At 57.3% G+C, this 25,172-nt stretch carries 17 protein-coding genes; all 17 read left to right on the top strand.

What is annotated here, in order from left to right; genetic code table 11:
- Positions 1 to 482: 482 nt before the first annotated feature.
- The 17 genes from rfbB (at position 483) to arcA (ending at position 25,108) form a co-directional block, all read left to right on the top strand.
- Complete coding sequence (gene rfbB, locus AC2T4A_RS06845; RefSeq protein WP_478377731.1) at positions 483 to 1,541, top strand: dTDP-glucose 4,6-dehydratase; 1,059 nt, start codon at positions 483 to 485, stop codon at positions 1,539 to 1,541.
- On the top strand, positions 1,538 to 2,446 hold the full coding sequence (rfbD, locus tag AC2T4A_RS06840; RefSeq protein ID WP_478377730.1) for a dTDP-4-dehydrorhamnose reductase: 909 nt from the start codon (positions 1,538 to 1,540) through the stop codon (positions 2,444 to 2,446). The genes rfbB and rfbD overlap by 4 nt, the downstream gene beginning before the upstream one ends.
- The gene (rfbA, locus tag AC2T4A_RS06835) at positions 2,443 to 3,324 is read left to right on the top strand and encodes a glucose-1-phosphate thymidylyltransferase RfbA (RefSeq protein ID WP_478377729.1); all 882 of its coding nucleotides are present in this window, start codon (positions 2,443 to 2,445) and stop codon (positions 3,322 to 3,324) included. Before rfbD ends, rfbA begins: the two co-directional genes overlap by 4 nt.
- The gene (gene rfbC, locus AC2T4A_RS06830; protein WP_478377728.1) at positions 3,324 to 3,869 is read left to right on the top strand and encodes a dTDP-4-dehydrorhamnose 3,5-epimerase; all 546 of its coding nucleotides are present in this window, start codon (positions 3,324 to 3,326) and stop codon (positions 3,867 to 3,869) included. Before rfbA ends, rfbC begins: the two co-directional genes overlap by 1 nt.
- On the top strand, positions 3,869 to 4,687 hold the full coding sequence (locus AC2T4A_RS06825) for an ABC transporter permease (protein WP_478377727.1): 819 nt from the start codon (positions 3,869 to 3,871) through the stop codon (positions 4,685 to 4,687). The genes rfbC and AC2T4A_RS06825 overlap by 1 nt, the downstream gene beginning before the upstream one ends.
- Positions 4,677 to 6,077, top strand: a complete 1,401-nt coding sequence (locus tag AC2T4A_RS06820; RefSeq protein WP_478377726.1) for an ABC transporter ATP-binding protein — start codon at positions 4,677 to 4,679, stop codon at positions 6,075 to 6,077. The genes AC2T4A_RS06825 and AC2T4A_RS06820 overlap by 11 nt, the downstream gene beginning before the upstream one ends.
- Positions 6,074 to 9,127 carry a class I SAM-dependent methyltransferase gene (locus AC2T4A_RS06815; RefSeq protein WP_478377725.1) on the top strand — a complete coding sequence of 1,018 codons (3,054 nt, stop codon included), beginning with the start codon at positions 6,074 to 6,076 and terminating at the stop codon, positions 9,125 to 9,127. The genes AC2T4A_RS06820 and AC2T4A_RS06815 overlap by 4 nt, the downstream gene beginning before the upstream one ends.
- On the top strand, positions 9,124 to 12,939 hold the full coding sequence (locus AC2T4A_RS06810) for a glycosyltransferase (protein ID WP_478377724.1): 3,816 nt from the start codon (positions 9,124 to 9,126) through the stop codon (positions 12,937 to 12,939). The genes AC2T4A_RS06815 and AC2T4A_RS06810 overlap by 4 nt, the downstream gene beginning before the upstream one ends.
- Positions 12,936 to 14,192, top strand: coding sequence for a glycosyltransferase family protein (locus tag AC2T4A_RS06805; RefSeq protein WP_486742960.1), 1,257 nt, complete (start codon positions 12,936 to 12,938; stop codon positions 14,190 to 14,192). The genes AC2T4A_RS06810 and AC2T4A_RS06805 overlap by 4 nt, the downstream gene beginning before the upstream one ends.
- Positions 14,193 to 14,206: 14 nt before the next feature.
- Positions 14,207 to 15,310 (top strand): non-hydrolyzing UDP-N-acetylglucosamine 2-epimerase, encoded by a 1,104-nt coding sequence (wecB, locus tag AC2T4A_RS06800; protein ID WP_478377722.1) that lies wholly within the window; start codon positions 14,207 to 14,209, stop codon positions 15,308 to 15,310.
- On the top strand, positions 15,310 to 16,425 hold the full coding sequence (locus AC2T4A_RS06795; protein ID WP_478377721.1) for a glycosyltransferase family protein: 1,116 nt from the start codon (positions 15,310 to 15,312) through the stop codon (positions 16,423 to 16,425). The genes wecB and AC2T4A_RS06795 overlap by 1 nt, the downstream gene beginning before the upstream one ends.
- Positions 16,426 to 16,432: 7 nt before the next feature.
- On the top strand, positions 16,433 to 17,212 hold the full coding sequence (locus AC2T4A_RS06790) for a glycosyltransferase family 2 protein (RefSeq protein WP_478377720.1): 780 nt from the start codon (positions 16,433 to 16,435) through the stop codon (positions 17,210 to 17,212).
- Between the two features lie 164 nt (positions 17,213 to 17,376).
- Positions 17,377 to 18,465: an acyltransferase family protein gene (locus tag AC2T4A_RS06785; RefSeq protein WP_486742959.1), complete on the top strand. Its 1,089-nt coding sequence runs from the start codon at positions 17,377 to 17,379 to the stop codon at positions 18,463 to 18,465.
- Positions 18,466 to 18,612: 147 nt separating this feature from the next.
- Positions 18,613 to 20,406, top strand: a complete 1,794-nt coding sequence (locus AC2T4A_RS06780) for a sensor histidine kinase (RefSeq protein ID WP_486742958.1) — start codon at positions 18,613 to 18,615, stop codon at positions 20,404 to 20,406.
- A complete protein-coding gene (locus AC2T4A_RS06775) occupies positions 20,403 to 21,797 on the top strand; it encodes a sigma-54-dependent transcriptional regulator (RefSeq protein WP_486742957.1) in 1,395 nt (464 codons plus the stop codon). The genes AC2T4A_RS06780 and AC2T4A_RS06775 overlap by 4 nt, the downstream gene beginning before the upstream one ends.
- Before the next feature lie 586 nt (positions 21,798 to 22,383).
- Positions 22,384 to 23,835, top strand: coding sequence for an arginine-ornithine antiporter (gene arcD, locus AC2T4A_RS06770; protein WP_416749028.1), 1,452 nt, complete (start codon positions 22,384 to 22,386; stop codon positions 23,833 to 23,835).
- A gap of 16 nt (positions 23,836 to 23,851) precedes the next feature.
- Positions 23,852 to 25,108 carry an arginine deiminase gene (gene arcA, locus AC2T4A_RS06765; protein ID WP_205338016.1) on the top strand — a complete coding sequence of 419 codons (1,257 nt, stop codon included), beginning with the start codon at positions 23,852 to 23,854 and terminating at the stop codon, positions 25,106 to 25,108.
- Positions 25,109 to 25,172: the final 64 nt, after the last annotated feature.

Below are 25,172 nucleotides of genomic sequence, written 5' to 3'. Positions count from 1 at the left end.
GGGATTACGTCCCTGCACCAACTCACAGTTTTAAGTGCCTTCGCCGACGCATATAATCTTCGCCTTGCCTCCTGTTCTTTGCGCCTCAAACCAGCGCAATCAGCAGGCTCCACAATGAATGGAAAAGTACTCACTGGATGGATCCGCCGCAGACAAGGCTCCTCAGCCTCGTCCGATGCCACTACTCGCGATATCGATGAACAAGCGCAAACAGGGCTTCCCCCACCACTCAACACCTCGAAATGTCGTGCAGCCCCCAACAGCACTTCGTCGCCAGTCGTGGTGCGCCAATGCCGTCATCGCTTACCCTCTGCCGGGCAGCGACCTACCGCGCACATCTCTACCGCCTACTTCCTGCCACCAGTGCCTCTACTCAAGAATGGCGCGAGCTTGTACCCATGGAGTCGGACGCTCCGCTGGGAATTGAGCGCGAACCGGACAGAACATCCGCGATTGGCAATTAACTCGAAAGGACTGACTTCATGACGATCCTCGTTACTGGTAGCGCCGGCTTCATCGGCGCCAACTTTGTGCTTGACTGGCTGGCCAGCCATGACGAACAGGTCATAAGTCTCGACAAGCTGACGTACGCAGGAAACCGGGAGAATCTCGCCAGCCTGGACGACGACCCACGTCACGTATTCGTTCACGGCGACATTGGCGATGGCGCACTGGTCTCGCGCCTACTGGTGGAGTACAAACCACGCGCGGTACTAAACTTCGCCGCCGAATCCCACGTGGATCGCTCGATCCACGGTCCGGAAGACTTCATTCAGACCAATATCGTCGGCACTTTCCGCTTGTTGGAGGCCATTCGGTCCTACTGGAGCCAACTGTCGGAGGCCGAAAAGCAGGGTTTCCGCTTCTTGCACGTTTCTACCGACGAGGTCTATGGCTCGCTCTCACCCGCCGACCCAGCTTTCCGCGAGAGCAATAAATACGAGCCCAACAGCCCCTACTCCGCATCCAAGGCAGCGTCCGACCACTTGGTGCGCGCCTATCACCACACCTACGGTCTGCCGGTCCTGACCACCAACTGCTCCAACAACTACGGCCCCTATCACTTCCCCGAGAAGCTCATTCCGCTGATCATCCACAATGCACTCTCGGGCAAGCCGCTGCCGATCTATGGCGACGGACAGCAGGTTCGAGACTGGCTTTACGTGAAGGATCATTGCACGGCCATTCGCCGCGTTCTGGAGGCTGGAGAGCTCGGCGAGACCTACAACGTGGGCGGGTGGAACGAGAAGGCCAATATCGATGTGGTCCACACGCTTTGCGACATCCTCGACCAGGAGCAGCCTCGCGCCGACGGACGGAGTTACCGCGAACAGATCACTTTCGTCAAAGACCGGCCAGGCCATGATCGGCGCTATGCGATTGACGCAACCCGACTCGAGCGTGAGCTTGGCTGGCGACCAGCTGAAACCTTCGAAACAGGGATCCGCAAGACTGTGTGCTGGTACCTGGACAACCAGAACTGGGTCAGCAATGTCACCAGCGGCGCATATCGCGAGTGGGTAGGCAAGCAATACACATGAACAAGATTTTACTTCTGGGTGCAGACGGCCAGGTCGGTTGGGAACTGCAGCGATCCCTTTCCATCTTGGGCGACCTGATCGTATGCAATCGACAACGCGCAGACCTTTCCGACATTGACGGTCTCCAGCGACTTATCGCCAGCGAACGCCCCACCGTCATCGTCAACGCAGGCGCGTACACGGCCGTAGACAATGCTGAGAGTGACGCAAGGAGCGCCCAACGCATCAATACTGACGCCGTGGAAGCGCTGGCCAACTCGGCAGCTGATCTCCGGGCCTGGCTTGTTCATTACTCCACGGACTATGTGTTTGATGGCAGTGGCGACGAACCTATCGACGAAGCGGCCCCCACGGGCCCACTCAGCGTCTATGGGCGGACGAAGCTTGAAGGCGAGATAGCCATTCGCAACAGCGGCTGCCGTCATCTCATTCTTCGCACTAGCTGGGTCTATGCGTCCCGCGGTATGAACTTCGCCAGGACCATGCTGCGCCTGGCCAAGGAGCGCCAGGAGTTACGCGTCATCGCTGACCAGTTCGGCGCTCCAACCAGCGCAGAACTGATTGCCGATGTCACCGCGCAGATGCTGCAACGACTGGCGCGGGACCTCCAACTGGCACAATGCGCCAGTGGCACGTACCACTTGGTCGCCAGCGGCGAAACCAGTTGGCACCGATATGCACAGTTTGTCGTAGCCGAGGCCGCACGCCACGGCCTCGAACTGCAGGCGACAACCGATCGGATCAGTCCCATTACAACGGCTGACTACCCACTTCCAGCCCGGCGTCCCGCGAATTCGCGACTTGCGAATGAGAAACTGCAACGGACATTCAATCTGACACTTCCGGACTGGAAGTATCACGTGAGCCGAATGATCAAAGAATTGGTGGATCAGGGAATTGTATGAATCGTAAGGGAATTATTCTTGCCGGCGGGTCAGGCACTCGTCTGCATCCGGCAACGCTCGCCATTTCCAAGCAACTGCTGCCGGTATACGACAAACCGATGATTTACTACCCGCTGAGCACCCTCATGCTCGCAGGTATCCGCGACATCCTAGTGATCTCGACACCGCAGGACACCCCACGCTTCGAGCAATTGCTGGGAGATGGCAGTCAGTGGGGGCTGAACCTGCAGTACGCCGTCCAGCCGTCCCCCGACGGGCTGGCACAAGCGTTCCTGATAGGCGAGAAGTTCATTGGCAATGAAACCTGCGCCCTGGTGCTAGGTGACAACATCTATCACGGTCATGACTTTCAGGAACTCCTGACCAGTGCTAGGCGCCGCCCATCCGGCGCGACGGTGTTTGCCTATCACGTGCACGACCCTGAACGTTATGGCGTCGTGGAGTTCGACAACAATGGCACAGCCATCAGCCTGGAAGAAAAGCCCAGACAACCCAAGTCAAGCTATGCAGTTACCGGCCTCTACTTCTACGACAACGAGGTCGTCGATATTGCCAAGAGCATTCAGCCGTCCGCGCGGGGCGAACTGGAAATCACCGACGTAAACAGGATCTACCTTGAGCGTGGCGCTCTTTCCGTGGAAATCATGGGCCGCGGATACGCCTGGTTGGACACTGGAACGCATGACTCGCTACTCGAGGCGAGTCACTTCATTGCCACTCTGGAAAATCGGCAAGGCCTGAAAGTCGCTTGCCCAGAGGAAATCGCCTTTCGCCAAAAGTGGATCAGCGCCGAGCAGTTGAATGCACTGGCGACCCCGCTCGCGAAAAATGGATATGGCCAATACCTGAAACGCCTGCTGGTCGAGACCGTTTACTGATGAAAACCACCCGCCTTGAAATTCCGGAAGTCGTATTGGTCGAGCCGAAAGTCTTTGGCGATGATCGCGGTTTTTTCTTCGAAAGCTTCAACCAACAACTCTTCGAACAGGTCGTTGGCAAGTCGATCAACTTTGTTCAGGACAATCACTCGCGCTCAGTAAAGGGCGTGCTGCGCGGCCTGCATTACCAGATCCAGAACTCTCAGGGAAAACTCGTCCGCGTCGTGAGCGGCTCGGTATTTGACGTAGCCGTCGATCTGCGTCGCTCCTCAGCGACGTTCGGACAATGGGTCGGAGCTCTGTTGAGTGCCGAGAACAAGCACCAGCTATGGGTTCCAGAAGGGTTCGCCCACGGGTTCGTCGTGCTCTCGGATTCCGCGGAGTTCCTTTACAAAACCACCGACTACTACTCGCCGGAGCATGAGCGCTGCATTCGCTGGGATGATCCGACGCTGAACATTGAGTGGCCAATCGACTATCAGCCACAGTTGTCAGACAAGGACTCCCGTGGGGTAGATTTCGAGTCGGCCGAGGTTTACTTCTGATGCAAATGGCCTCGATCTCCCCGATACAGCTCTGCTCCGGCTACTGGAAAAACCGCGGGCTCATCCTCGCGCTGATCAAGCGGGAAGTTATCGGACGCTACAAGGGGTCGCTGTTTGGCACCCTATGGTCTCTTTTCAACCCAGTCTTGATGTTGACGGTCTACACGTTCTTTTTCAGTACCGTATTCAAGGCCCGCTGGCCGGGTGGCACCGACTCCAAGACCGAGTTCGCCCTCATTCTTTTTTCGGGCCTACTGATCTTCAACTTCTTCGCTGAGTGCGTTGGACGCGCACCAACGCTCATCATCGGCAACCCCAACTACGTCAAGAAAGTTGTCTTTCCTCTGGAGACCCTTTCGTTCGTGCTGGTGGGCGCCGCTGGCTTTCATTTTCTCGCCAGCCTGGCAGTCTGGCTGCTCTTCTATTTCATCTTCTTCGGCACGCCAGCAATCGAAGTGCTCTATTTGCCGCTGGTGCTGATCCCGTTGCTGCTGCTGACCCTGGGCCTCGTCTGGATTCTGGCTTCACTGGGCGTCTACCTTCGCGATGTCAGCCAAATCGTCGGCGCCATCATTCCGGCCTTGATGCTGCTCTCTCCGGTCTTCTTCCCAATAAGCGCGCTTCCGGAAAACATGCACCTCGCTTTCCAGCTCAACCCTCTGACATTCCTGATCGAACAGGCACGTGGCGTGCTCGTCTGGAAACAGTCGATCAGTTGGGAGCACTGGGCAATTCAGACCATTGCCTCAGCCATATTTGCTTGGGCAGGCTTTGCCTGGTTCCAGAAAACAAGAAAAGGATTCGCCGATGTCCTCTGATGAATGCTCGATTAAAGTCGACGGGCTCGGAAAGCGCTACGAAATCTACGCGTCGCCACGAGACCGACTGAAACAGTTCATTATTCCGCCGATGCAACGGGGGCTCAACATGCAGCCCTCAACCTACTTCAAAGAGCATTGGGCACTGCGGGACATCTCCTTCGAGATCAAGAAAGGGGAATCCTTCGGCATTGTTGGCAGGAACGGTAGCGGCAAGAGTACGCTTCTTCAATTGATCACCGGCACCCTTTCCCCTACGGTAGGAAGCGTAACCACTCGTGGTCGAGTCGCTGCTCTGCTGGAGCTCGGCTCGGGTTTCAACCCAGATTTCACTGGGCGCGAGAACGTCTACCTCAATGCCATGCTGCTGGGCATGAGCCGAGAAGAGGTTAACGAGCGCTTCGACAAAATCGCGGCATTTGCAGATATCGGGGAATACCTCGATCAGCCAGTCAAGACCTACTCCAGCGGCATGCTGGTCCGGCTTGCATTCGCGGTTCAGGTACAGATTGATCCGGACATTCTCATCGTCGACGAGGCGCTGGCGGTTGGTGATGCGCTGTTTCAGAAGCGCTGCTTCTCGCGCATCGAGAAATTGCTCGCCGATGGTGTGACCCTGCTATTCGTCTCCCACGATCAGGAATCCGTCCGGACACTGACCCATCGAGCCATCCTGCTCAAAGGTGGCAAGGAAATCATCCAGGGGGCCTCCTCCCAGATTCTGCTCGCCTATCGAAAGCTTCTGCACGAAGAGGAATCTGCCTACTTCGCAAGCCTGATCCCTGAGCAGGAAGAAGAAGTAGCGGTCGCAGAACCCGAACCGGAGGCAGCCCCGGAACAAGAGCAACCAGTCGAGCCTGCAGAAGTATCAGCACCACCCCTAACAGGACGCTCCGACAACATTTCGTTCGGCGACGGCGGTATCCAGATCGCCTCGGTGAAAACGTTCGATGGCAACGATGAGCCCTGTGCTGTTTTCTATCCTGGCGACCAGATTCGGATCCGTGTGACCTGTCGATCGACTATCAAGTCGGATCGCATCAACGTGTCCATACGCCTGCGCAACCGGGAAGGTATCAAGATCTACTCCTGGGGCACCCTCAACCAGGATATGCAGATCCTGTCTGGGGCCCGCGACGGCGATCTCTTCTGGAAGCGCGAGATAAAAAGGGGCGAGGAATTCGACGTCTGGTTGAATTGCGACTCCATCCTGGGGCCTAACCTGTATGAAATCCAGGCAGCGGTCAGTTTCGAAGAGACTCCTGACTACATGGGCCAGCGTATTCTTCACTGGAAGGATGAGGCTGCCTTCTTCCAGACGCTGATGCGCCAAGACGAGTACTTCTTTGGCGGTCTCTCTGATTTGCGTATGGAGGCGACCTGGCAATGAACGATCAGCCGAACCCCGCCGATCAAGAGGCCGGCGAACGAGATCTGAAAGCTGCAATTCGCGACGCAGCGGGGTCTAGCTGGCTGGCCCGGCTCATTCGAGAGTGTTGCGGCAATGGCCAGACCCTGGCTCTGGACACTCTCCACGCACAACTGTTGCCTGAACTGCTGGAAAGCGGGGTTGATGCCTATGGGTTGCTACGCAACAACGCCAAGACCGGGATTACGCCGGAGCGGTGCTTCAGTGGTGACATCCTGGCACTTCCCTTTCCGGATAATTATTTCGAGACAGTCGTATCCATCGAGAGCCTAGGTGCCTTATCTCCGGAGAAACTTTCCAGAGCACTCAAGGAAGTTCGACGCGTCAGCTCACGCTATGTGTTCCTCCGACTTCCGGCCGGCACGGGCGCAGAAGCCTCGCCGCCACAACGAGCGTGGTGGGAGCTGCGGTGCTTTGAAGCCGGCTTTCGTAAGCACCCTCTGTACTACCGCGCCAACCCGTACGAGTCCCTGAACGAAGACGGGGCGCACATCTTCGTGCTTCTCGAGAAAGTACCGGACGAAGCGCTGCGCGACTTCGATCTGACTGTCCTCGAAGAAGAGCGGCTGCTGCATACCGATATGCTGCGCGAAACTGGCAGACGTAGCGATGCCCACTGTATTCGCTACCAGAAAGCGGCGGAATATGTACGTCCCGGTGACCGAGTGCTCGACGTCGCATGTGGACTGGGTTACGGAAGCCATCTGTTGTACGCCTCCTCTCCCGCTGAGTCCGTGATAGGCGTCGATCTAAGTGATTTCGGCATCGATTACGCCAACGCCCATTACGGTCAGCCGGGAAAGCTAGACTTCCTGGTGGGCGATGCCCAGGCACTGGAAAACATCCCAGATAACAGCATTGACTTCATTACGGCTTTCGAGACCATCGAACACGTTCCCGAACCCGAGGCCTATCTTCAGCAACTGAAAAGGGTACTTCGGCCATCCGGGCGGATCATGGTTTGCGCCCCGAATAATTGGGCGGACGAAACAGGCAAAGACCCTAACCCGCATCACCTCCACGTCTATACTTGGGATCGCTTGGTATCCGAATGTGGCGACCATTTCCTCTTGGAGAAGGGCTTCCTGCAAACGGCCGGCGGCGCCATGCGCTGCCATTTCTCGCCACGCAGTTGGGTAGAGGTCCCGCCGGATCGTCCACTATCGCAAGATGGAGAATGGATCATTATCCTAGGCATGGCTGATCCCGTCGCCCATGCAGATGTACCCTACACCGAGAACTTCTGGAACACACCGGACTCACCCGACTTCCACGTATCAGCGTTCTGCAGGGATTATCAGAACCCTTGGCTGCTGCGTTCGATAGTCGCGCGCGGCATGCGAGCAAACTCCCATCACCTGCTCGCCTCACTGCAGGATCAGGTCCTGAAGTCGGCAGACCCGCTTTCCGTGGATTACGGCGCCGCTCTATGCGGACGCATTTATGGCTTGCTGGAGTCCGGTGAGCACTCAGCAGAAGTGCAGAGGCTCCTGCAAGAGCGATCCCAGCAGTATTGTTCGATTCAGAACCCGTCGCCTCATCAACTGAGATGGCAGGTGTCACTGCTCTACGCCAGCGCCGAAGTAGCAAGATCCGCAGGGCGCTACCAGGAAGCAGTTGCATTCTATGAAGCATGCGCTGCCAAGGACGTCACCGCATTCAGCCCTCTTCTGGGCAACAAGACCCTGGACGCTTACTTCTGGCTTGCCACCTTATCGATCAGCCAGCACGACAGCGAACAGGCCAAGGTCTATTTGCAGAGGGCGGTCAACGAAGCCGTACGGCTTGCCTCCGGCCCCTGGCTGAACATCATTGGCGACCCTAAAGCCCCTCTTCCGTTCGGTTTCTCGGAAATGGCTCAGTTGATGGACAAGGCGTCGCGCGCCGGCTACATGCTTCATGCTCTTCATGAAGCCGAACTGAAGCCCGGGCTCTTTCAACAGGAAAGTCAGGGATTCTATGAGCGCCAGGTGAATGCACGTGACAGCCGGATTCGAGACATCGAAGAGTCACTGGACTCACTCTCTATACTCTTGTCAGAGAAAGATGCAGAAGTCATCCGTCTGACAGCCGAGGTAAAACACCAATTCGAGAACTCCTTGGCACTTGCCGAGGAAGTCAAACAGCAGCACTCCAATGCCCAGGCACTCGCCGAGGAAGTCCAACGCCAGCATGCCAATGCCCAGACGCTGGCGCTGGAGGTCCAGCAGCAGCAATCCAATGCCGAGAATATTGCCAAGGTAGCGGAGCAGCAGCAGACGTATGCTCAGGGGCTCAGCGCAGAAGTTCAGCGACAGCAAACCTACATTCAAGAACTTCTTTCAGAGATCCAACGGCAGCAATCTCACGCCCAGTCGCTCGTAGCGGAAGTCCGTGAACAGCAATCCAACTCCAACGCATTGGCGGAGGAGGTGAAACTGCAATACAGCAATGGACAGGAGCTTGCGGCAGAGATCCAGCGGCAGCACTCCAATGGTCTCGAGTTGGCAGCGGAAGTGCAACGGCAGTCCTCCAACAGCCAAGCGCTGGCCGCAGAAGTTCAGCGACAGCATTCCATTAGCCAGGAGTTGGCTGACGAAGTCCAGCGAGAACAGTCCAATGGCCAGGAACTGGCTGCGGAAGTCCAACGACTGCACCTCAATGGCCTGGAGCTGGCTTCAGAAGTACAGAGACAGCACGCCCATGCCCAAGAACTGGCTGATGGGATGCAACGCCAGTACTCTAATACGCTGGACATGGCCGAAGAAATACAGCGCCAGAATGCACACACCCAAGCGCTGGCCATGGAATTGCAGCGACAACATGCCCATATCGAGTCGCTCGCTGCAGAATTGCAGCAACAATATAATCGTGTTGCCGAACTCACAGCAGAAATCCAGAGTCTGGGCGAGGCCCAAGAGACGGCTGTCGCACTTGGGCTGGAATGCCAGGAATTCAGGAAACTACCGCAATCAAAAACTGATTTACTAATGCACTTGCTTCGTCGCGTTGTCAAAAGGAACAAGACATGAATTACGCCAAAAAAACCGGGATCGTCATTGTCTCATACAACGCGGCAGACGCTGTCAAAGCGACACTAGCAAGTGTAAGACGAGCACACAACGCTTCGCCCTACAAACTCATCCTTGTCGACAACGCCTCTGAATTCAACGAACAAAGCCGAATCCGGGAAATCATGCAAGCCCATCAACAAGAGATGGGCCCCGACTGGCAATATATCGAGCAGCCGGAGAACCTTGGATTCTCCGGCGGCAACAACATTGGCATTTCCGCCTTTATGGCGGACCCGGAAATCAGCGATATCTGCCTGCTGAACAGTGACGTCATTGTTACCGATCATTGGCTCGATAGAATGCTCGCCTATAAGAAGGATATTATCAGCTCATCGACCAATAGGGCTGACGGTGAGCAGTGCATCCCGGTTGACTACGAAGCAAATTTGAAAGACTTCGTAGACCAGGATAGCATCCTCATTCCAGAGACCCCCTATCTGCAAGTGCAGGACTTCGCTGAACGCTGGCACGCTGAATGGAAGGGCAACCTGGTCGAAGCTGATGTCACATTCTTCTGTGTCATGCTCAGCCGAAAAGTCATCGAAAAACTGGGTCTGCTCGATGATACCTTCTTCCCAGGAGGATTCGAGGATGATGACTACTGCCTGCGCGCCAGAGATGCCGGGTTTTCTATTTATCTGGCTCGCGACGTATATATCCATCACTGGGGCTCTGCATCCTTCGGAAAACTCCAGTATGAATATTTCAGCAACAGTGCTCAGAAAAATAAGACATACCTAGAGCAGAAGCACAATATCACCTGGCAGCGCCGTTCAGAGAAGCCGATCGTATCCTATGCCTGCGATCTTGAGTTCGCACTGAAGAACGCTCCTGCGTCTCCGGCACAGATTGCATTTCTTGAAAGGCACAAGAAGAACATCGCTCGACAGATCAACCATTTCGAGTCTGAGTTCGCCAACCTTTCCCATTCCCTGGAGAGCTGTGCGGAGCATGCGCCAGAAGAACTCAAGCGAAAAACAGAGCACGCGCGCTCTTATGGCGACCTAGCTGGACAATGGTCTGAAATTATCGTTGAAGCAGCTCAGGCGCTGAAAACCCGAAAGCTCGATAAGGTGCATGCCCAAAAAATATCGGAAAAGCTATCCTATATTGCAAACGGTATCCATGAGCGGGTCGAATGCAACTTTGCGATTCATTTCTATATTACCAGCATCAAGACGGCAGCCAACGCCGCCACTCAAGCCGATATTACTGAGCCGACCAGCTATGCCCCAGCCAAAGAGTCCCAGTCGAGAAGTCGCCTGTCGAGGGCGTTGACTCTGGCACGAAAAGGTGTCGAGTTCATACGAAAGTTCGACGGTATCGTCTTCTTCGGCGGGTACTTCTATCCCGAACGGCAGAGCGATGGGTATTTCCAACGCATCCAGATCGTCGACCGACTGTTCTCCAATCATTGGCGCATCTACGTCGAGTCGGAAGAGTTGCGCGGGCGCGGGGTCTGGTTCGATCGCCCGGAGGCCGGGGTCATCGTTTTGAGAGTAACCGGCACCCCACTGCACCGCTGGGTAGCTAGGTTGTTTGCTATCGCGACCGCATTGCGTTGCCGGAGGATTTACTTCCATAGCGTACTGCGCATGCAAGACAACCGTTTCGGGCTGTTGATGCATGTACCTTTCATCAGGAAGGCCATCGATATTCATGGCGTCGTACCTGAAGAATTCCGTATGCACAATGACTTCTACAGCGCCGTTATGTTCGATAAGCACGAGCAACTTGCTGTGAAGAAGGCCGGGCTTGCAATCGTCGTGACCAACGCCATGCGGCAGTATCTGCAGCAGAAGTTCCGTGACACGCTTCGAGCCAGAACGGTTGAGTTCCCGATGTTCCCGAGCTTCGAGCCGCATATCGAGAGCCGCCCGCTGGCCGACGGGAAACCTGTGGTGGTGTACGCGGGTGGTCTGCACAAATGGCAGCAAGTGCCCAAGATGATCGATGCTATCGCCAAGACCGTCGACCGTTGCCAGCACCGCTTCTACTGCCCCGAGCCCGATACAGTCAAAGCCATGCTGCCAGATGACATGGCTGGCCGAGTAATCGTGGAAAAGAAAGCCCACTCGGAATTGATGAAGCTTTATACGGAGTGCCACTACGGATTCATTCTTCGTGAAGACATCATCGTCAACCGCGTAGCCTGCCCTACGAAACTGGTGGAATACATCGCCATGGGGATAATCCCTATTGTCGACTGCGAGGATATAGGCGACTTCAAGTCGCTTGGCATGAAGTACATCACGCTCAACGAATTCCTTTCCTCGGAACTCCCAAGCGAAGCAAACCGCGCACAGATGGCTGCGGAGAACCTGCGCATCTACGATCAGCTCAAGCTCATTCGCCACTCGGGCGCGCATGAGATCTATGACTATTTCATCGCCAGTCGCTCCGCGGGCGACTGGAAAGCCAAGGCTCTAGCTCGCGCACGGCACATGCTGCCACCCCAGACAATGGCGGGAAAACTTTCGCGCCAGGCATGGGGAATGATCCTTCCATTCATTCGCCCACAACAGCCTGCCCCGGTATCCGCAACCAATGTCGCCCCAATAAATCCGCCGGCGACTTTGCCGTCGGAGTGCGACGTCCTGGTACAAGTGGAGAACTTCGAGGCCGGCGGGCTGGAAAATGTCGTCATCGACCTGAATAAGACTCTGGAAGACGCCGGATATCGTGTCACATTGCTCGTTCTCGGCAACCAGGGCGCGGCAGTTCAGCAAGCTCAACAACGAGGCCTTACTGTTGTCTGCCAAACGTACGATGCTGCGTCGCACCGCGAGCTTATTCGGCATATCAACCCGAAAGTCGCCATGGGCCACTATTGCAGCTTGGGCATCGAACATTTCCACAGCGATAATATTCCCTACTTGCAGGTCATACATAACATCTATATGTGGTTCGACGATGCTGCCCGGAGAAAGTTCACTCAGGATGCTAGTCTGACAACAACTCTCATTGCTGTTTCGGAAGAGGTCAAGCGCTACAGCGTGGCTCGCCTTGGTGTTCCGGCTGACAAGTGTGTCGTCATCGCCAATGGTATTGACGTGGAGCGCTTCAATGCTTTTGACCCGGTCACAGCGAGAGCATCGAGCCGGCGTCACTTTGGTTTTGCGGATGATGAATTTGTCTTCATCGAGGTCGGCGCAATCAATCACCAGAAGAACCACATCGCAACTCTGAGAGCGTTCAAACAACTGGTCAAGAAACACCCGAAAGTGAGACTGATCATTCTTGGCCCTGTATACGAAGGACAGCTTCTGGAGGAAATTCAGGGGTACATCTCGCAAAATGGACTACAAGGCAAAGCACTGTACGGCGGTTCGGTTCCCAGTATTCATGAATACTTGGCAATGGCTGACGCTTTCGTTGCAGGGACCTTCTTTGAAGGGTGCCAACTGTCCTTGTTGGAGGCTCTAGTGGCGAATTTACCCATCGTCACCAGCAACGTCGGTCACGCCTCCGCCTTCGAAAGCAACCCTGGAGTCAGACTGGTCAAACCGGCAATTGACATGGCCAAGTACGATGGCGCCATCTGGCAGATGAAGTCAGGAGATGACTTCGACACTCGCTTGGCTGCCGCGATGGTCGAGTGCTATGAGAATCCAGTAAAACCCGATCTGTCCCCAGCAGAACTCGCCGCCCTCGACAGGAAGAACTCTTACCAACAGTACGTGCAATTGGTTGGCCGTATTATCAATGGCCTTCCCGCTGTAGCGGCCGACTCAAAATCCCATCCAAAACTGGCGGCGGGGGCGAAGTGAGCGTCAGCTCCAATCTGTACGCCATTGCAAGGCGAGTGTTCTGGGCGATGCCAGCTGTGCTGCGAAACAGGCTGCATGGATTCAGGCATCGTCTCGTGCGCTGGCTTCGGTTGGGGGGGAAGCTTGGCCAGAGTGACGCCAGCGGTCTCAGTCTGCAGGAGTTCCAATCAGCAATTGGCGAGAAACAATTCCGCCAGGTGATCGTTTTCGAGGCCAACCTTGATTGGAACATCACGCTCTATCAGCGCCCACATCACATGGCCCTGGCCATGGGGCGCCTCGGGTGCCTTGTCCTTTACAGGACAACAGGAGACCGTGTCGCGGGCTTCCGACAGGTCGAAGAGAACGTCTGGCTTACCAGCACTGACACAGCACCCTTCGCTGGGGCGGTGCGCTGCTTCTACAGCACCTCGCTTTTTGCCAGCGCGAAGGATCTCAATGTTGCCGCGAGTGGGGATATCATCTGTTATGAATATATCGACCACATCGACGCGGCAATTTCCGGAGGGCAAGCGAATTTGCGCAGGCTGCAGGAGCTCAAAAATGCGGCATTCACACGCGCTGATCTCGTCGTATCCTCAGCCAGCCGGCTCCATGAAGAAGCAACACAGGAGTGCGGCCAACAGCGCAGCCTGTGCATTCCCAATGGAGTAGACACTCGACATTACCGCAATGAAGAGCATGCCTCTCGAGCCTTGAAGCAGAAGTTTCTCGACTTCCGCGCACGCCATGAACACGTCATTGGCTACTTCGGGGCGATTGCTCCCTGGCTATGGTACGAGTTGATCGATGAACTATGCCTCCTGATGCCCAACAAGGGATTCATATTCATCGGCCCCGACTACAGCGGGTGCGTGCCACGCCTTCCCCAGCATCCCAATGCCCTGTATCTCGGCCCGGTGAGTTACGATGCCCTTCCAGCCTACGCTGCCAAATTCGACGTGTGCTTTATCCCCTTCATGAAGGGTGAGATCGCGCGCTCCACCTCGCCGCTCAAACTATTTGAGTATTTCGCGCTTGAGAAACCGGTGGTGGTAACCAGCGACATGCTCGAATGCACTGCCTTCAGCGAGGTATTTTCCGGCGCGGACGCGCAGGAAATTGCGGGCTGCATCGAAGCCGCCCTGGAACTTCGCACCGACTCTAACTTTAAAGCCCGACTTGGCGCATTGGCGGATGCCAATAGCTGGGATGTCCGGGCAGAAGCCTATCTTTCAAGAATCGAGAGCCTGCCGGGGCACTGTGCAGGCTGAACAAGAGGTCCCTCATGGAAAAAAGAAAGATTCTTTGCGTCGTTGGAACTCGTCCCGAAGCGATCAAAATGGCTCCGGTCATTCGCGCACTGAAGAGCGAATCCTGGGCAGAGGTACGTGTGCTTGCGACAGCGCAGCACCGGCACATTCTCGATCAGGTGCTGGACTTCTTCGAGATCGAGCCGGATATCGATCTCGACATCATGCGTCCCAACCAGGCCCTGACCACCCTCACAGCGCGCCTACTCCTTGACCTGGACGATGTGCTTCTGGCCGAAAAACCTGATGTCGTCCTGGTTCAGGGCGACACCACTACCGTCATGACCGCAGCGCTCGCCTGCTTCTACCACCGTATCCCGGTTGGACATGTGGAAGCCGGTCTGCGCACCTGGGATATGCAGAATCCCTTCCCCGAGGAGGCCAACAGGGTAATCGCCGGCAAACTGGCCCGCTGGCATTTCGCGCCGACGGACGGGTCGCGACAGAACCTGTTGAAGGAAGGCATTTCCGATTCGGAAATCCTCGTGACGGGCAATACCGTCATCGACGCTCTGCTGCAGACCGCTGCAAAATCCCTGGAACTGGGCATCGAGCTGGACCCGACCAAGCGCCTGGTCATGGTGACATCGCATCGACGGGAAAACTTCGGAGAGCCCTTCCGCAATATCTGCCGAGCCCTTAAAACGCTCGCGGAAAACAACCCGAACGTCCAGTTCCTCTATCCCGTACACCCCAACCCGAACGTCAAAGACGTCGCCTATGAGTTCCTCGGCGAGGTTCCCAACTTCATCCTGTGCGAACCGCTGGACTACGCGCCGTTTGTCGCTGCCATGAAGCAGTCTTACCTCATCCTGACCGACTCGGGTGGCGTGCAGGAAGAAGCTCCCGCACTGGGTAAGCCGGTACTCGTCCTCCGGGATGAGACTGAGCGCCCGGAAGCGGTGGAACAGGGCGTCGTGAAACTGGTAGGCCCGAACTACGAGCCAATCGTCAACGAAGCCCAGCGCCTGCTCGATGATGAGGAAGCTTATAAAGCCATGGCACGCGGTATCTCTCCCTATGGAGACGGCCATGCCGCTGAACGCATCGCGAAAGTGCTTCGGGAGCATTTTGCCTGATGCGTCTGGTGTACCTGTCCCCCGTTCCTTGGTCAAGTTTTGCCCAGCGCCCGCAGAAGTTCGTGGAATGGTTCCACCTGCGCACCGGGGGACAGGTGCTCTGGGTGGACCCTTATCCGACCCGCCTGCCGCAACTGAACGATCTCATACGGGCCAGTGCCTCCATGCCAGGCGAGGCACAGGAGCATTACTCTTGGCTGGAATTGCTCAAGCCCCGAGCATTACCGATAGAGCCGCTACCGGGCATAGCAAGAGCCAACGATTTTTTTTGGCGCCCCGTGCTTTCTCGCCTTGACGCCTTCACCCGCGGTAACGACGCGCTGGTCGTCATTGGCAAACCGAGCCGACTGGCGATCTCCGTGCTAAACCATTTGCACCAAGTTCCTTCGGTCTACGACGCGATGGATGAATTCCCTGCGTTCTACAAAGGCATTTCCCGCCGCTCGATGTCAGCCCGCGAGAAGACGATCGTCCGGCAAGTCGATCAGCTATGGGTCACCAGCACTCAGCTCAAGTTGCATTGGAGCCAGTACAGAAACGACCTGCTCATGGTACCCAACGGCCTGGACCCCGCGCACTTCCAGCATGCGCCAAACCCTGACGCCAGCACCAACAGTCGCGTGTTCGGCTATGTCGGGACCATTGCATCCTGGTTCGACTGGAACTGGCTCATTCAGCTTGCCAAGAGCAGGCCCAAGGATATCGTCCGCCTGATTGGCCCCAACTTCTCTCCGGCGAGCGACCGCCTGCCCGAGAATGTTCAATTGCTCCCGCCCTGCAATCACGATGAGGCTATGCAGGCACTCCGGAGTTTCGATGTTGGCCTCATTCCGTTCAGCCGGAATGAGCTCACTGCCTCGGTTGACCCGATAAAATACTACGAGTATCGCGCTTCCGGCCTGCCGGTCATTTCTACCGCCTTCGGTGAGATGAACTACAGAGCCAGCGAGCCAGGGACATTCATCAGTCAATCAACTGGCGACATAGCAGAGCTCGCATCCAAGGCCCTCGCGTATCGCGACAAAGAGGGCTTCCATGCTAAGTTTGTACTGGCCAATTCCTGGCATACCCGTTTTGACAGCACCTGCCTGCTGAAGCAATCGAGCGTCTCATGAGATTCTCTTGGACACCGTCGACTTGCGGAGCGCCTTCGAGCCCATGATTGCCATATCGATCATCAGCCATGCCCACGGCGAAATGGTTGAAAGACTTGTGAGATCCCTGCTTCAGCTAGAAGAAGTAGCGCAGCTGATTATCACGCTGAATGTTCCCGAACCCCTTGTACTCCCATCAGACTGTCGAATTGTCTTGATTCAGAACGTCCGCCCTAGGGGTTTTGGCGCCAATCATAATGCTGCCTTTCAACACTGCGAACAGCCTTATTTCTGCCCACTGAATCCGGATATTATTCTATCCGAGAACCCATTCCCAACTCTACTGCGTGAAATAAAACGCACAAACTCCAGTCTAATCGCGCCCTTGGTCATCTCTCCAAATGGCTTGATCGAAGACAGCGCCAGGCGCTTCCCGCAACTCAAAGAGTTATTTCTACGCCCGTTCGGCGTGAATCGCCATCGTTACAAAATTGCACCTGGAGAAGGCACAATATTTCCGGACTGGGTCGGCGGAATGTTCATGTTGTTCGACTCACTCGACTACGCCACGGTCAGAGGATTCGACGAGTCCTACTTTCTTTATTACGAAGATGTAGATGTTTGCGCCCGTCTTTGGAAGGCAGAACTCAAGATCGCGCAGTGCAGCGATACCCAAGCGATCCATGATGCCCAACGGAAAAGCCGCAAAAGCCTTCGCTTCCTGCGCTGGCATCTGTGTAGCATGTTGAGGTACTACCTGAATTACTGGGGACGTCTCCCCCGCAGAACTTGGCCGACCAACGGCTAGCAGCAATCGCTCAGTATTTACCCCAGGAGATAGAGGACAGGGAAGCGGATTGCGTCGCCCCATCGCCGGTGCCGCCCCCTCCTACGCTCGGAGAAGGGTACCCTGATCGTAAGTATTTGCATACAATGCAGTCATTTTCTCAGGACTGCTACAGATACCTTACGATGCTTAGCGCACTTAATACCAAACGGATACTTGGGCTTGACGGATTACGGGCACTTTCAGTGCTAGTAGTCTTTTTCCATCACACCGGCGTAACATCATTCCATGGCGGCTATATCGGCGTAGAAGTATTTTTCGTTCTCAGCGGCTTCCTCATTACTCGTAATCTACTTGCCGAGCAGACCGCGAATGGAACCATAAACTATCTTGCATTCTACATAAGACGAGCAAAAAGATTATATCCCGCCCTTATTCTCATGCTAGCAGCCGTACTCGCCTACTGCCTGCTGATAAAGAAAAATGACCCATTCCAAGAGACCATACCATCACTACTGTATGTCATGAATTGGTACCGGGCCTTCGAGTGGTACGACGCAGTTCTCACCGGCCATACGTGGTCACTCGCCATTGAAGAGCAATTCTATCTTTTGTGGCCACTGCTACTCACCTTGCTACTGGCCACTTCATCCAAGCGAACATGGGTCTTGATAATTATATTGGCTGCAATTGCAATATGGTGGAGATTCTATGCTCTCACCATTGGCTACAGCGCGGCCAGAGTGTATAGCGGCTTCGATACTCATGCGGACGGATTGCTGCTTGGGGCAGTCCTCGCTTGCCTTCCATCAACTTATCTGTGGAAAATCGGAAAACTCTGGCTTCCAGCTTCGGCATATTTAACAGCCATACTATTCAACCAAAGCCTCGTTGACTATTCCCTGACAAAATACGGATATGGAACAGTCTCTATCGCATCAGCGATATTGATATCAAAAGTAATTTCCGATCAGAAATCACTTCTTGTAGCAAACCTTAGTACCGAGCCTTTAGCATGGCTAGGAAGAGTATCGTATGGATTTTATCTTTGGCATTACCCCATAATCTACGTAATGATGTACGGTGGAAATGACAAGATACTTGGTTTCTATGGAAGCCTTCCATACCCAATTCCGATGCTTGCCATCTCTGTTTTTTCACTCACGCTAGCTATTACCGCCGCATCTTGGTATCTCCTTGAGTCTCCCATACTTCGCTGGAAGCCCAGGAGCGAACGAAAGATTCACAGCAACGCTATTCAAGTTGAACAATGAGAGGCTGGAGAGCTCGTTTTAGAGCTCTTCCGTTCCATAAAGAAGCGGCCTAACATAGACAGTATCGGGTGCGGCTTGTACGGTATTTAGATCAGTGAGAAACCGGAATCCCTTGCTCGCCCTATCGGCCTTTCGATCAACTCAGTGATGCGAGTCATTCGCTGGCGCCAGCTTGCTCTCATACTCCTACCGTTGGGCGGACTGCTCTGGCCGCTGCACCACCTCGCCGAGCGCTACTACAGCGAACAACTCGCCGAACAAAACCAGCAAACCCTCGACCTCTACGTCGCCAACCTGCTGGGCACCTTGCGCCGCTACGAGGACCTGCCACCTATTCTCGGCGAACTGCCCACCCTGCGCGCCGCGCTGCAAGCGCCGGAGAGCCTAACAGCGCAGAACACCGCCAACCTCGAGCTGCAACGCATCCGCGGGCGCACCGGCGCCGATGTCATCTACCTGATCCAGGCAGATGGCATGACCCACGCCGCCTCCAACTGGGATCAGCCGGACAGCTTCGTCGGCCGCAACTTCGCCTTTCGCCCCTACTATAAGGAGGCGACGCAAGGCCGGCAGGGGCGGTTCTTCGGCCTGGGCACCACCTCCAAGCGGCGCGGTTACTACTTTGCCAGCGATGTGCGTGATGGCGGCAAACTGCTCGGCGTGCTGGTGGTGAAGGTCGACCTCGAGCATATGGAGCAGCTCTGGGGCAATACCCCGGAGCAATTGCTGGTGATGGACTCCAACGGCGTCGTCATCCTCTCTTCCAGCAACGCATGGCGTTTCCGCACGGCCAAGGAGCTGTCGCCTGCCAAGCAGCGCGAAATTGCCGAGAACATTCCCTATCCCGTGCTGCACCCGGCTCCCCTGAAGATCGACCAGCGGCGCTGGATCAGCCAGAGCCGCCATCTGTCGGAGACCGGCTGGACGGTGAGCATCTATACCCCGCGCAGCCAGGTCGACGCGCCCGTACGCAGCGTCGTACTGATCGGGGCGGCTACCTTGGTCGCGCTCCTTCTTTTGCTGTCGCTACTGACTATCAGCCGCCGCCACTACCTGGAGCGAATTGCCCTCGAGGCGCAGGCCAAGCACGAACTGGAACTGCGTGTGCAAGAACGCACCCAGGAGTTGGAAGGCGCTAACACGCGGCTGCAGGAGGAAGTCAGCAACCGCGAGCAGGCGCAGCGCGAGCTCATGCACGCCCAGGATGAAGTGGTGCAAGCCGGCAAGCTGACCGCCCTGGGCACCATGTCCGCCAGCATCAGTCACGAACTCAACCAGCCGCTGGCGGCGATCCGCAGCTACGCTGACAACGCGCGTGTACTGCTCGACCATGAGCGCTACGACGATGCCCGCGGCAATCTGGTGCAGATCGGCGAACTGACCGGGCGCATGGCCTCGATCATCGGCCACCTGAAGGCCTATGCCCGCGGCGCCCGGCGCGCACCGGAAAACGTGGCACTGCAGCCGGCGATCAATGACGCTCTGGCTCTGGTCGCCCAACGCCGCCAGGCCATGAACGTGGAACTGCTGCGCGATCTGCCCGACGCCGCGATCTGGGTGCAGGCCGGCGAGACGCGCCTGCGGCAGATTCTTTCCAATCTGATCTCGAACGCCCTCGATGCCCTGGCCGAGAAGGGCCTGCCTCGTCGCATCTGGCTCACTGCCGAGCAGACGCCCGAACGCATCATCCTGTCCCTGCGTGACAACGGCCCCGGTTTCTCCCAAGAGGCCCTGGCCCACGCCCGTGAGCCCTTCTTCACCACCAAGACCAGCGCGAAAGGCCTGGGGCTGGGCCTGGCCATATGCGACACCTTACTGCGCACATTGGGCGGGCATCTTGAATTCGGCAACCACCCCGAGGGCGGCGCTCTCGTACAATTGCACCTGTTGCCGGGCATCCCCGGCGTGACACTGACGCCGCAAGAGGAAACCCGCGCATGAGTTCGGCCGAGCCGTTCGACACCACCACCCAGGTGCTGCTGATCGATGATGATCCGCACCTGCGCCAGGCGCTCTGCCAGACCCTCGACCTCGCTGGCTTCAAGGTGGTCGCACTCGGCGATGCACGGCAGATCGACCCACAACAGGCCCGCGACTGGCCGGGGGTGATCGTCAGCGACATCCGTATGCCCGGCATTGATGGCCTGCAGTTGCTGGAACAACTGCACGCGCAGGACTCCGAACTACCGGTGATTCTGGTCACCGGCCACGGCGATGTTCCGCTCGCGGTGAAGGCCATGCGCTCGGGCGCCTACGACTTCCTCGAAAAGCCGTTCCCCAGCGATGCCCTGCTCGACAGCGTGCGCCGCGCGCTGGACGTTCGCCGACTGGTACTGGAAAACCGCAGCCTGCGTCTGGCGCTGACCGAGCAGAAAGAAGTCCGTGGCCGTCTGGTTGGACAGTCCGCGCCGATGCAGCGTCTGCAACAGCAGGTCGCGTCGCTCGCGGCGATCCAGGCGGACGTGCTGGTGCTGGGTGAAACCGGCTCCGGCAAGGAAGTGGTCGCCCGCGCCCTGCATGACCTGTCGAGCCGCCGTAACGGCCCCTTCGTCGCGATCAACGCCGGCGCACTGGCCGAGTCAGTGGTGGAGAGCGAGCTGTTCGGCCATGAGCAGGGCGCCTTCACCGGCGCGCAGAAACGCCGCATCGGCAAGTTCGAGTTCGCCAACGGCGGCACTCTGTTCCTCGATGAGATCGAGAGCATGAGCCTGGACGTGCAGGTGAAGCTGCTGCGCCTGTTGCAGGAACGCACTGTCGAACGCCTCGGCTCCAACCAGCTCATCCCACTGGACATTCGCATCATCGCGGCGACCAAGGAGGACCTGCGCCTGGCCTCCGATGAAGGCCGCTTCCGTGCCGACCTCTATTACCGCCTGAACGTCGCGAGTGTACGCATTCCACCACTGCGCGAGCGCGGTGATGACATTCTGATGTTGTTCCGGCACTTCGCTGAACGCGGTGCAGAACGCCATGGCCTGACCGCCCGCCCACTGGACTCGGCGCAACGTGCACAATTATTGGCCCATGGCTGGCCGGGCAATGTCCGCGAACTGCAGAACGCGGCGGAACGCTACGCCCTCGGACTGGACCTGGGTCTGGATGAGCGCCACGGCCAGGCCATGAGCATCGCTCCCGGCACCGGGCTGAATGAACAGGTGGAGTCCTTTGAGCGCAGTTTGATCGCTGCCGAGATGAGCCGGTCGCACAACTCCCTGCGCAGCCTGGCCGAAGCTCTGGGCCTGCCACGCAAGACCCTGCACGACAAACTGCGCAAGCACGGGCTGCTGTTCTCCGGAAGCGGCGGAAATTCCGCCGACGACAGCGACGTCTGAGCAGAAATCCGCCGATGGCTTTTACTGCGACCAAGGGCGAACAGCGCTACAAAGCGCTCTGACGTAGTCTTCAGCCCTGGCATACACCTTGCTCTGCGACACGGGTGCGATTGCCTTGTGCGTCGCATCTCGCGGCGTGCCCGTCACGTCGCGCCCGCCGGGCCACGAACCCGGCGGTGTCCTTCGGGCTTCTTGCCATCTCGTGCCTTCGATTCGACAGGCGCATCGCCGGGTGCAGTGATCCTGCCCCGGCCAATTCTCACCTTCCGCACCTTCGTTCAGGACTTTCCTACATAGCGGTCCTGTGCCTGCGTGCACCTGTGAATCAAGCGCAACGGCGCGCCCGCCGCGGGCCTGCAAAATCGACTGCCATTCTGCGGTCATGAAACCGCGCTCAAATCTTCACGAAATCCCCTCTAAATCGGGCGCTAATGCAAAACCTCTCCTATGGTTTATCCGGGGTGGGCAGAGCAGGAAGTACTGCCCAATACATTGGATAGCAAGCTATTGACCTGAATCAGGGGCAAGCCCCGGGGACAGGCGCCTAATAGCCCCACTCTCCAACTTCCTATAGGGAGATTCCTAAATGTCGCAAGAAAGCAGCCAAAAACTACGACTCGGCGCGCTGACAGCCCTGGTCGTAGGCTCCATGATCGGGGGGGGCATTTTCTCCCTTCCGCAAAACATGGCCGCCAGCGCAGACGTTGGCGCCATTCTCATCGGTTGGGCCATCACCGCGGTCGGCATGCTGACCCTGGCCTTCGTCTTCCAGACCCTGGCCAACCGCAAACCCCAACTTGACGGTGGTGTGTACGCCTACGCCAAGGCCGGTTTCGGTGACTACATGGGCTTCTCCTCGGCCTGGGGTTATTGGATCAGCGCCTGGCTGGGCAACGTCGGTTACTTCCTCCTGCTGTTCAGCACCCTGGGCTACTTCTTCCCGATCTTCGGCAAAGGTGACACCGTCGCGGCGATCGTCTGTGCGTCGATCCTCTTGTGGGCCCTGCACTTCCTGGTGCTGCGCGGTATCAAGGAAGCGGCGTTCATCAACACCATCACCACGGTGGCGAAGATCGTCCCGCTGTTCCTGTTCATCCTGATCTGCCTGTTCGCCTTCAAGCTGGACATCTTCACCGCCGACATCTGGGGCAAGAGCAATCCTGACCTGGGCAGCGTGATGAACCAGGTGCGCAACATGATGCTGGTCACCGTGTGGGTGTTCATCGGCATCGAGGGCGCGAGCATCTTCTCCTCCCGTGCGGAAAAACGTTCGGACGTCGGTAAGGCCACCGTGATCGGCTTCATCACCGTCCTGCTGCTGCTGGTACTGGTGAACGTGCTGTCCATGGGCGTGATGACCCAGCCGGAACTGGCCAAGCTGCAGAACCCGTCGATGGCGCTGGTGCTGGAGCATGTGGTCGGCCACTGGGGCGCGGTCCTGATCAGCGTCGGCCTGCTCATCTCCCTGCTGGGTGCCCTGCTCTCCTGGGTCCTGCTGTGCGCCGAGATCATGTTCGCCGCCGCCAAGGACCACACCATGCCGGAGTTCCTCCGCAAGGAGAACGCCAACCAGGTGCCGGCCAACGCCCTCTGGCTGACCAACATCTGCGTGCAGGTCTTCCTGGTCATCGTGTTCTTCACCTCCGGCAGTGCCGACGGCGAAATGGACCCGTACACCAAGATGCTGCTGCTGGCGACCTCGATGATCCTCATCCCGTACTTCTGGTCCGCAGCCTATGGCCTGCTGCTGGCAGTCAAGGGCGAGACCTACGAGACCGACTCGGCTGACCGCACCAAAGACCTGATCATCGCCGGTATCTCGGTTCTCTACGCGGTGTGGCTGATCTATGCAGGTGGCCTGAAGTACCTGCTGCTGTCGGCGCTGCTGTACGCGCCCGGCGTCATCCTCTTCGCCAAAGCGAAACACGAAGTGGGTCAACCCATCTTCACCAATGTCGAGAAGCTCATCTTCGCAGTAGTCGTGATCGGTGCACTGATCGCGGCCTATGGCCTCTACGACGGCTTCCTCACTCTGTAACTCCTGGAGACATCTCATGAGCACGGAAAAAACCAAACTTGGCGTCCATTCTGAAGCTGGCAAACTACGCAAAGTGATGGTCTGCTCGCCTGGACTCGCCCATCAACGCCTGACCCCGAGCAACTGCGACGAGTTGCTGTTCGACGACGTTATCTGGGTGAATCAGGCGAAGCGCGACCACTTCGACTTCGTCACCAAGATGCGCGAGCGTGGCATCGACGTCCTCGAAATGCACAACCTGCTGACCGAGACCGTCCAGAACCCCGAAGCCCTCAAATGGATCCTCGATCGCAAGATCACCAATGACAGCGTTGGCGTGGGCCTGACCCAGGAACTGCGCGGCTGGCTCGAAAGCCTGGAGCCTCGCAAGCTGGCAGAGTTCCTCATTGGCGGCGTGGCTTCCGATGACATCCCGGAAAGCGAAGGCGCCAAGGCGCTGAAGATGTACCGCGACTACCTGGGCCACTCCAGCTTCCTGCTGCCGCCGCTGCCCAACACCCAGTTCACCCGTGACACCACCTGCTGGATCTACGGTGGTGTGACCCTGAACCCGATGTACTGGCCGGCGCGACGTCAGGAAACCCTGCTGACCACCGCGATCTACAAGTTCCACCCGGAATTCACCAACGCCGAATTCGAAGTCTGGTACGGCGATCCGGACAAGGATCACGGCATGTCCACCCTCGAAGGCGGCGACGTCATGCCCATCGGCAACGGTGTCGTGCTGATCGGTATGGGTGAGCGTTCCTCCCGCCAGGCCATCGGCCAGGTTGCCCAGGCACTGTTCGCCAAAGGCGCTGCCGAGAAAGTCATCGTTGCCGGCCTGCCCAAGTCCCGCGCCGCGATGCACCTGGACACCGTCTTCACCTTCTGCGACCGCGACCTGGTCACCGTCTTCCCGGAAGTGGTGAAAGAGATCGTTGCCTTCACCCTGCGCCCGGACGAGAAGAGCCCCTACGGCATCAACGTCCAGCGCGAAGACAAGGACTTCATGACCGTCGTTGCCGAGAGCCTGGGCCTGAAGAAACTGCGCGTCGTCGAAACCGGCGGCAACAGCTTCGCCGCCGAGCGCGAGCAGTGGGACGACGGCAACAACGTGGTCTGCCTGGAGCCGGGCGTGGTAGTCGGTTATGACCGCAACACCTACACCAATACCCTGCTGCGCAAGGCTGGCGTGGAAGTCATCACCATCAGCGCCGGCGAACTGGGCCGGGGCCGTGGCGGCGGTCACTGCATGACCTGCCCGATCATCCGCGATCCGGTCGATTACTAAGAAACCAGCTACACCCAACAGAGCGCAACGTACTGAAGAGGCGGCCCTATAGCCAGGGCCGCCC

Source organism: Pseudomonas sp. PVC-3-1 (assembly GCF_057444315.1).
Note: the sequence above shows the minus strand (reverse complement) of the source record. Positions and strands in the feature narration are given on the sequence as shown.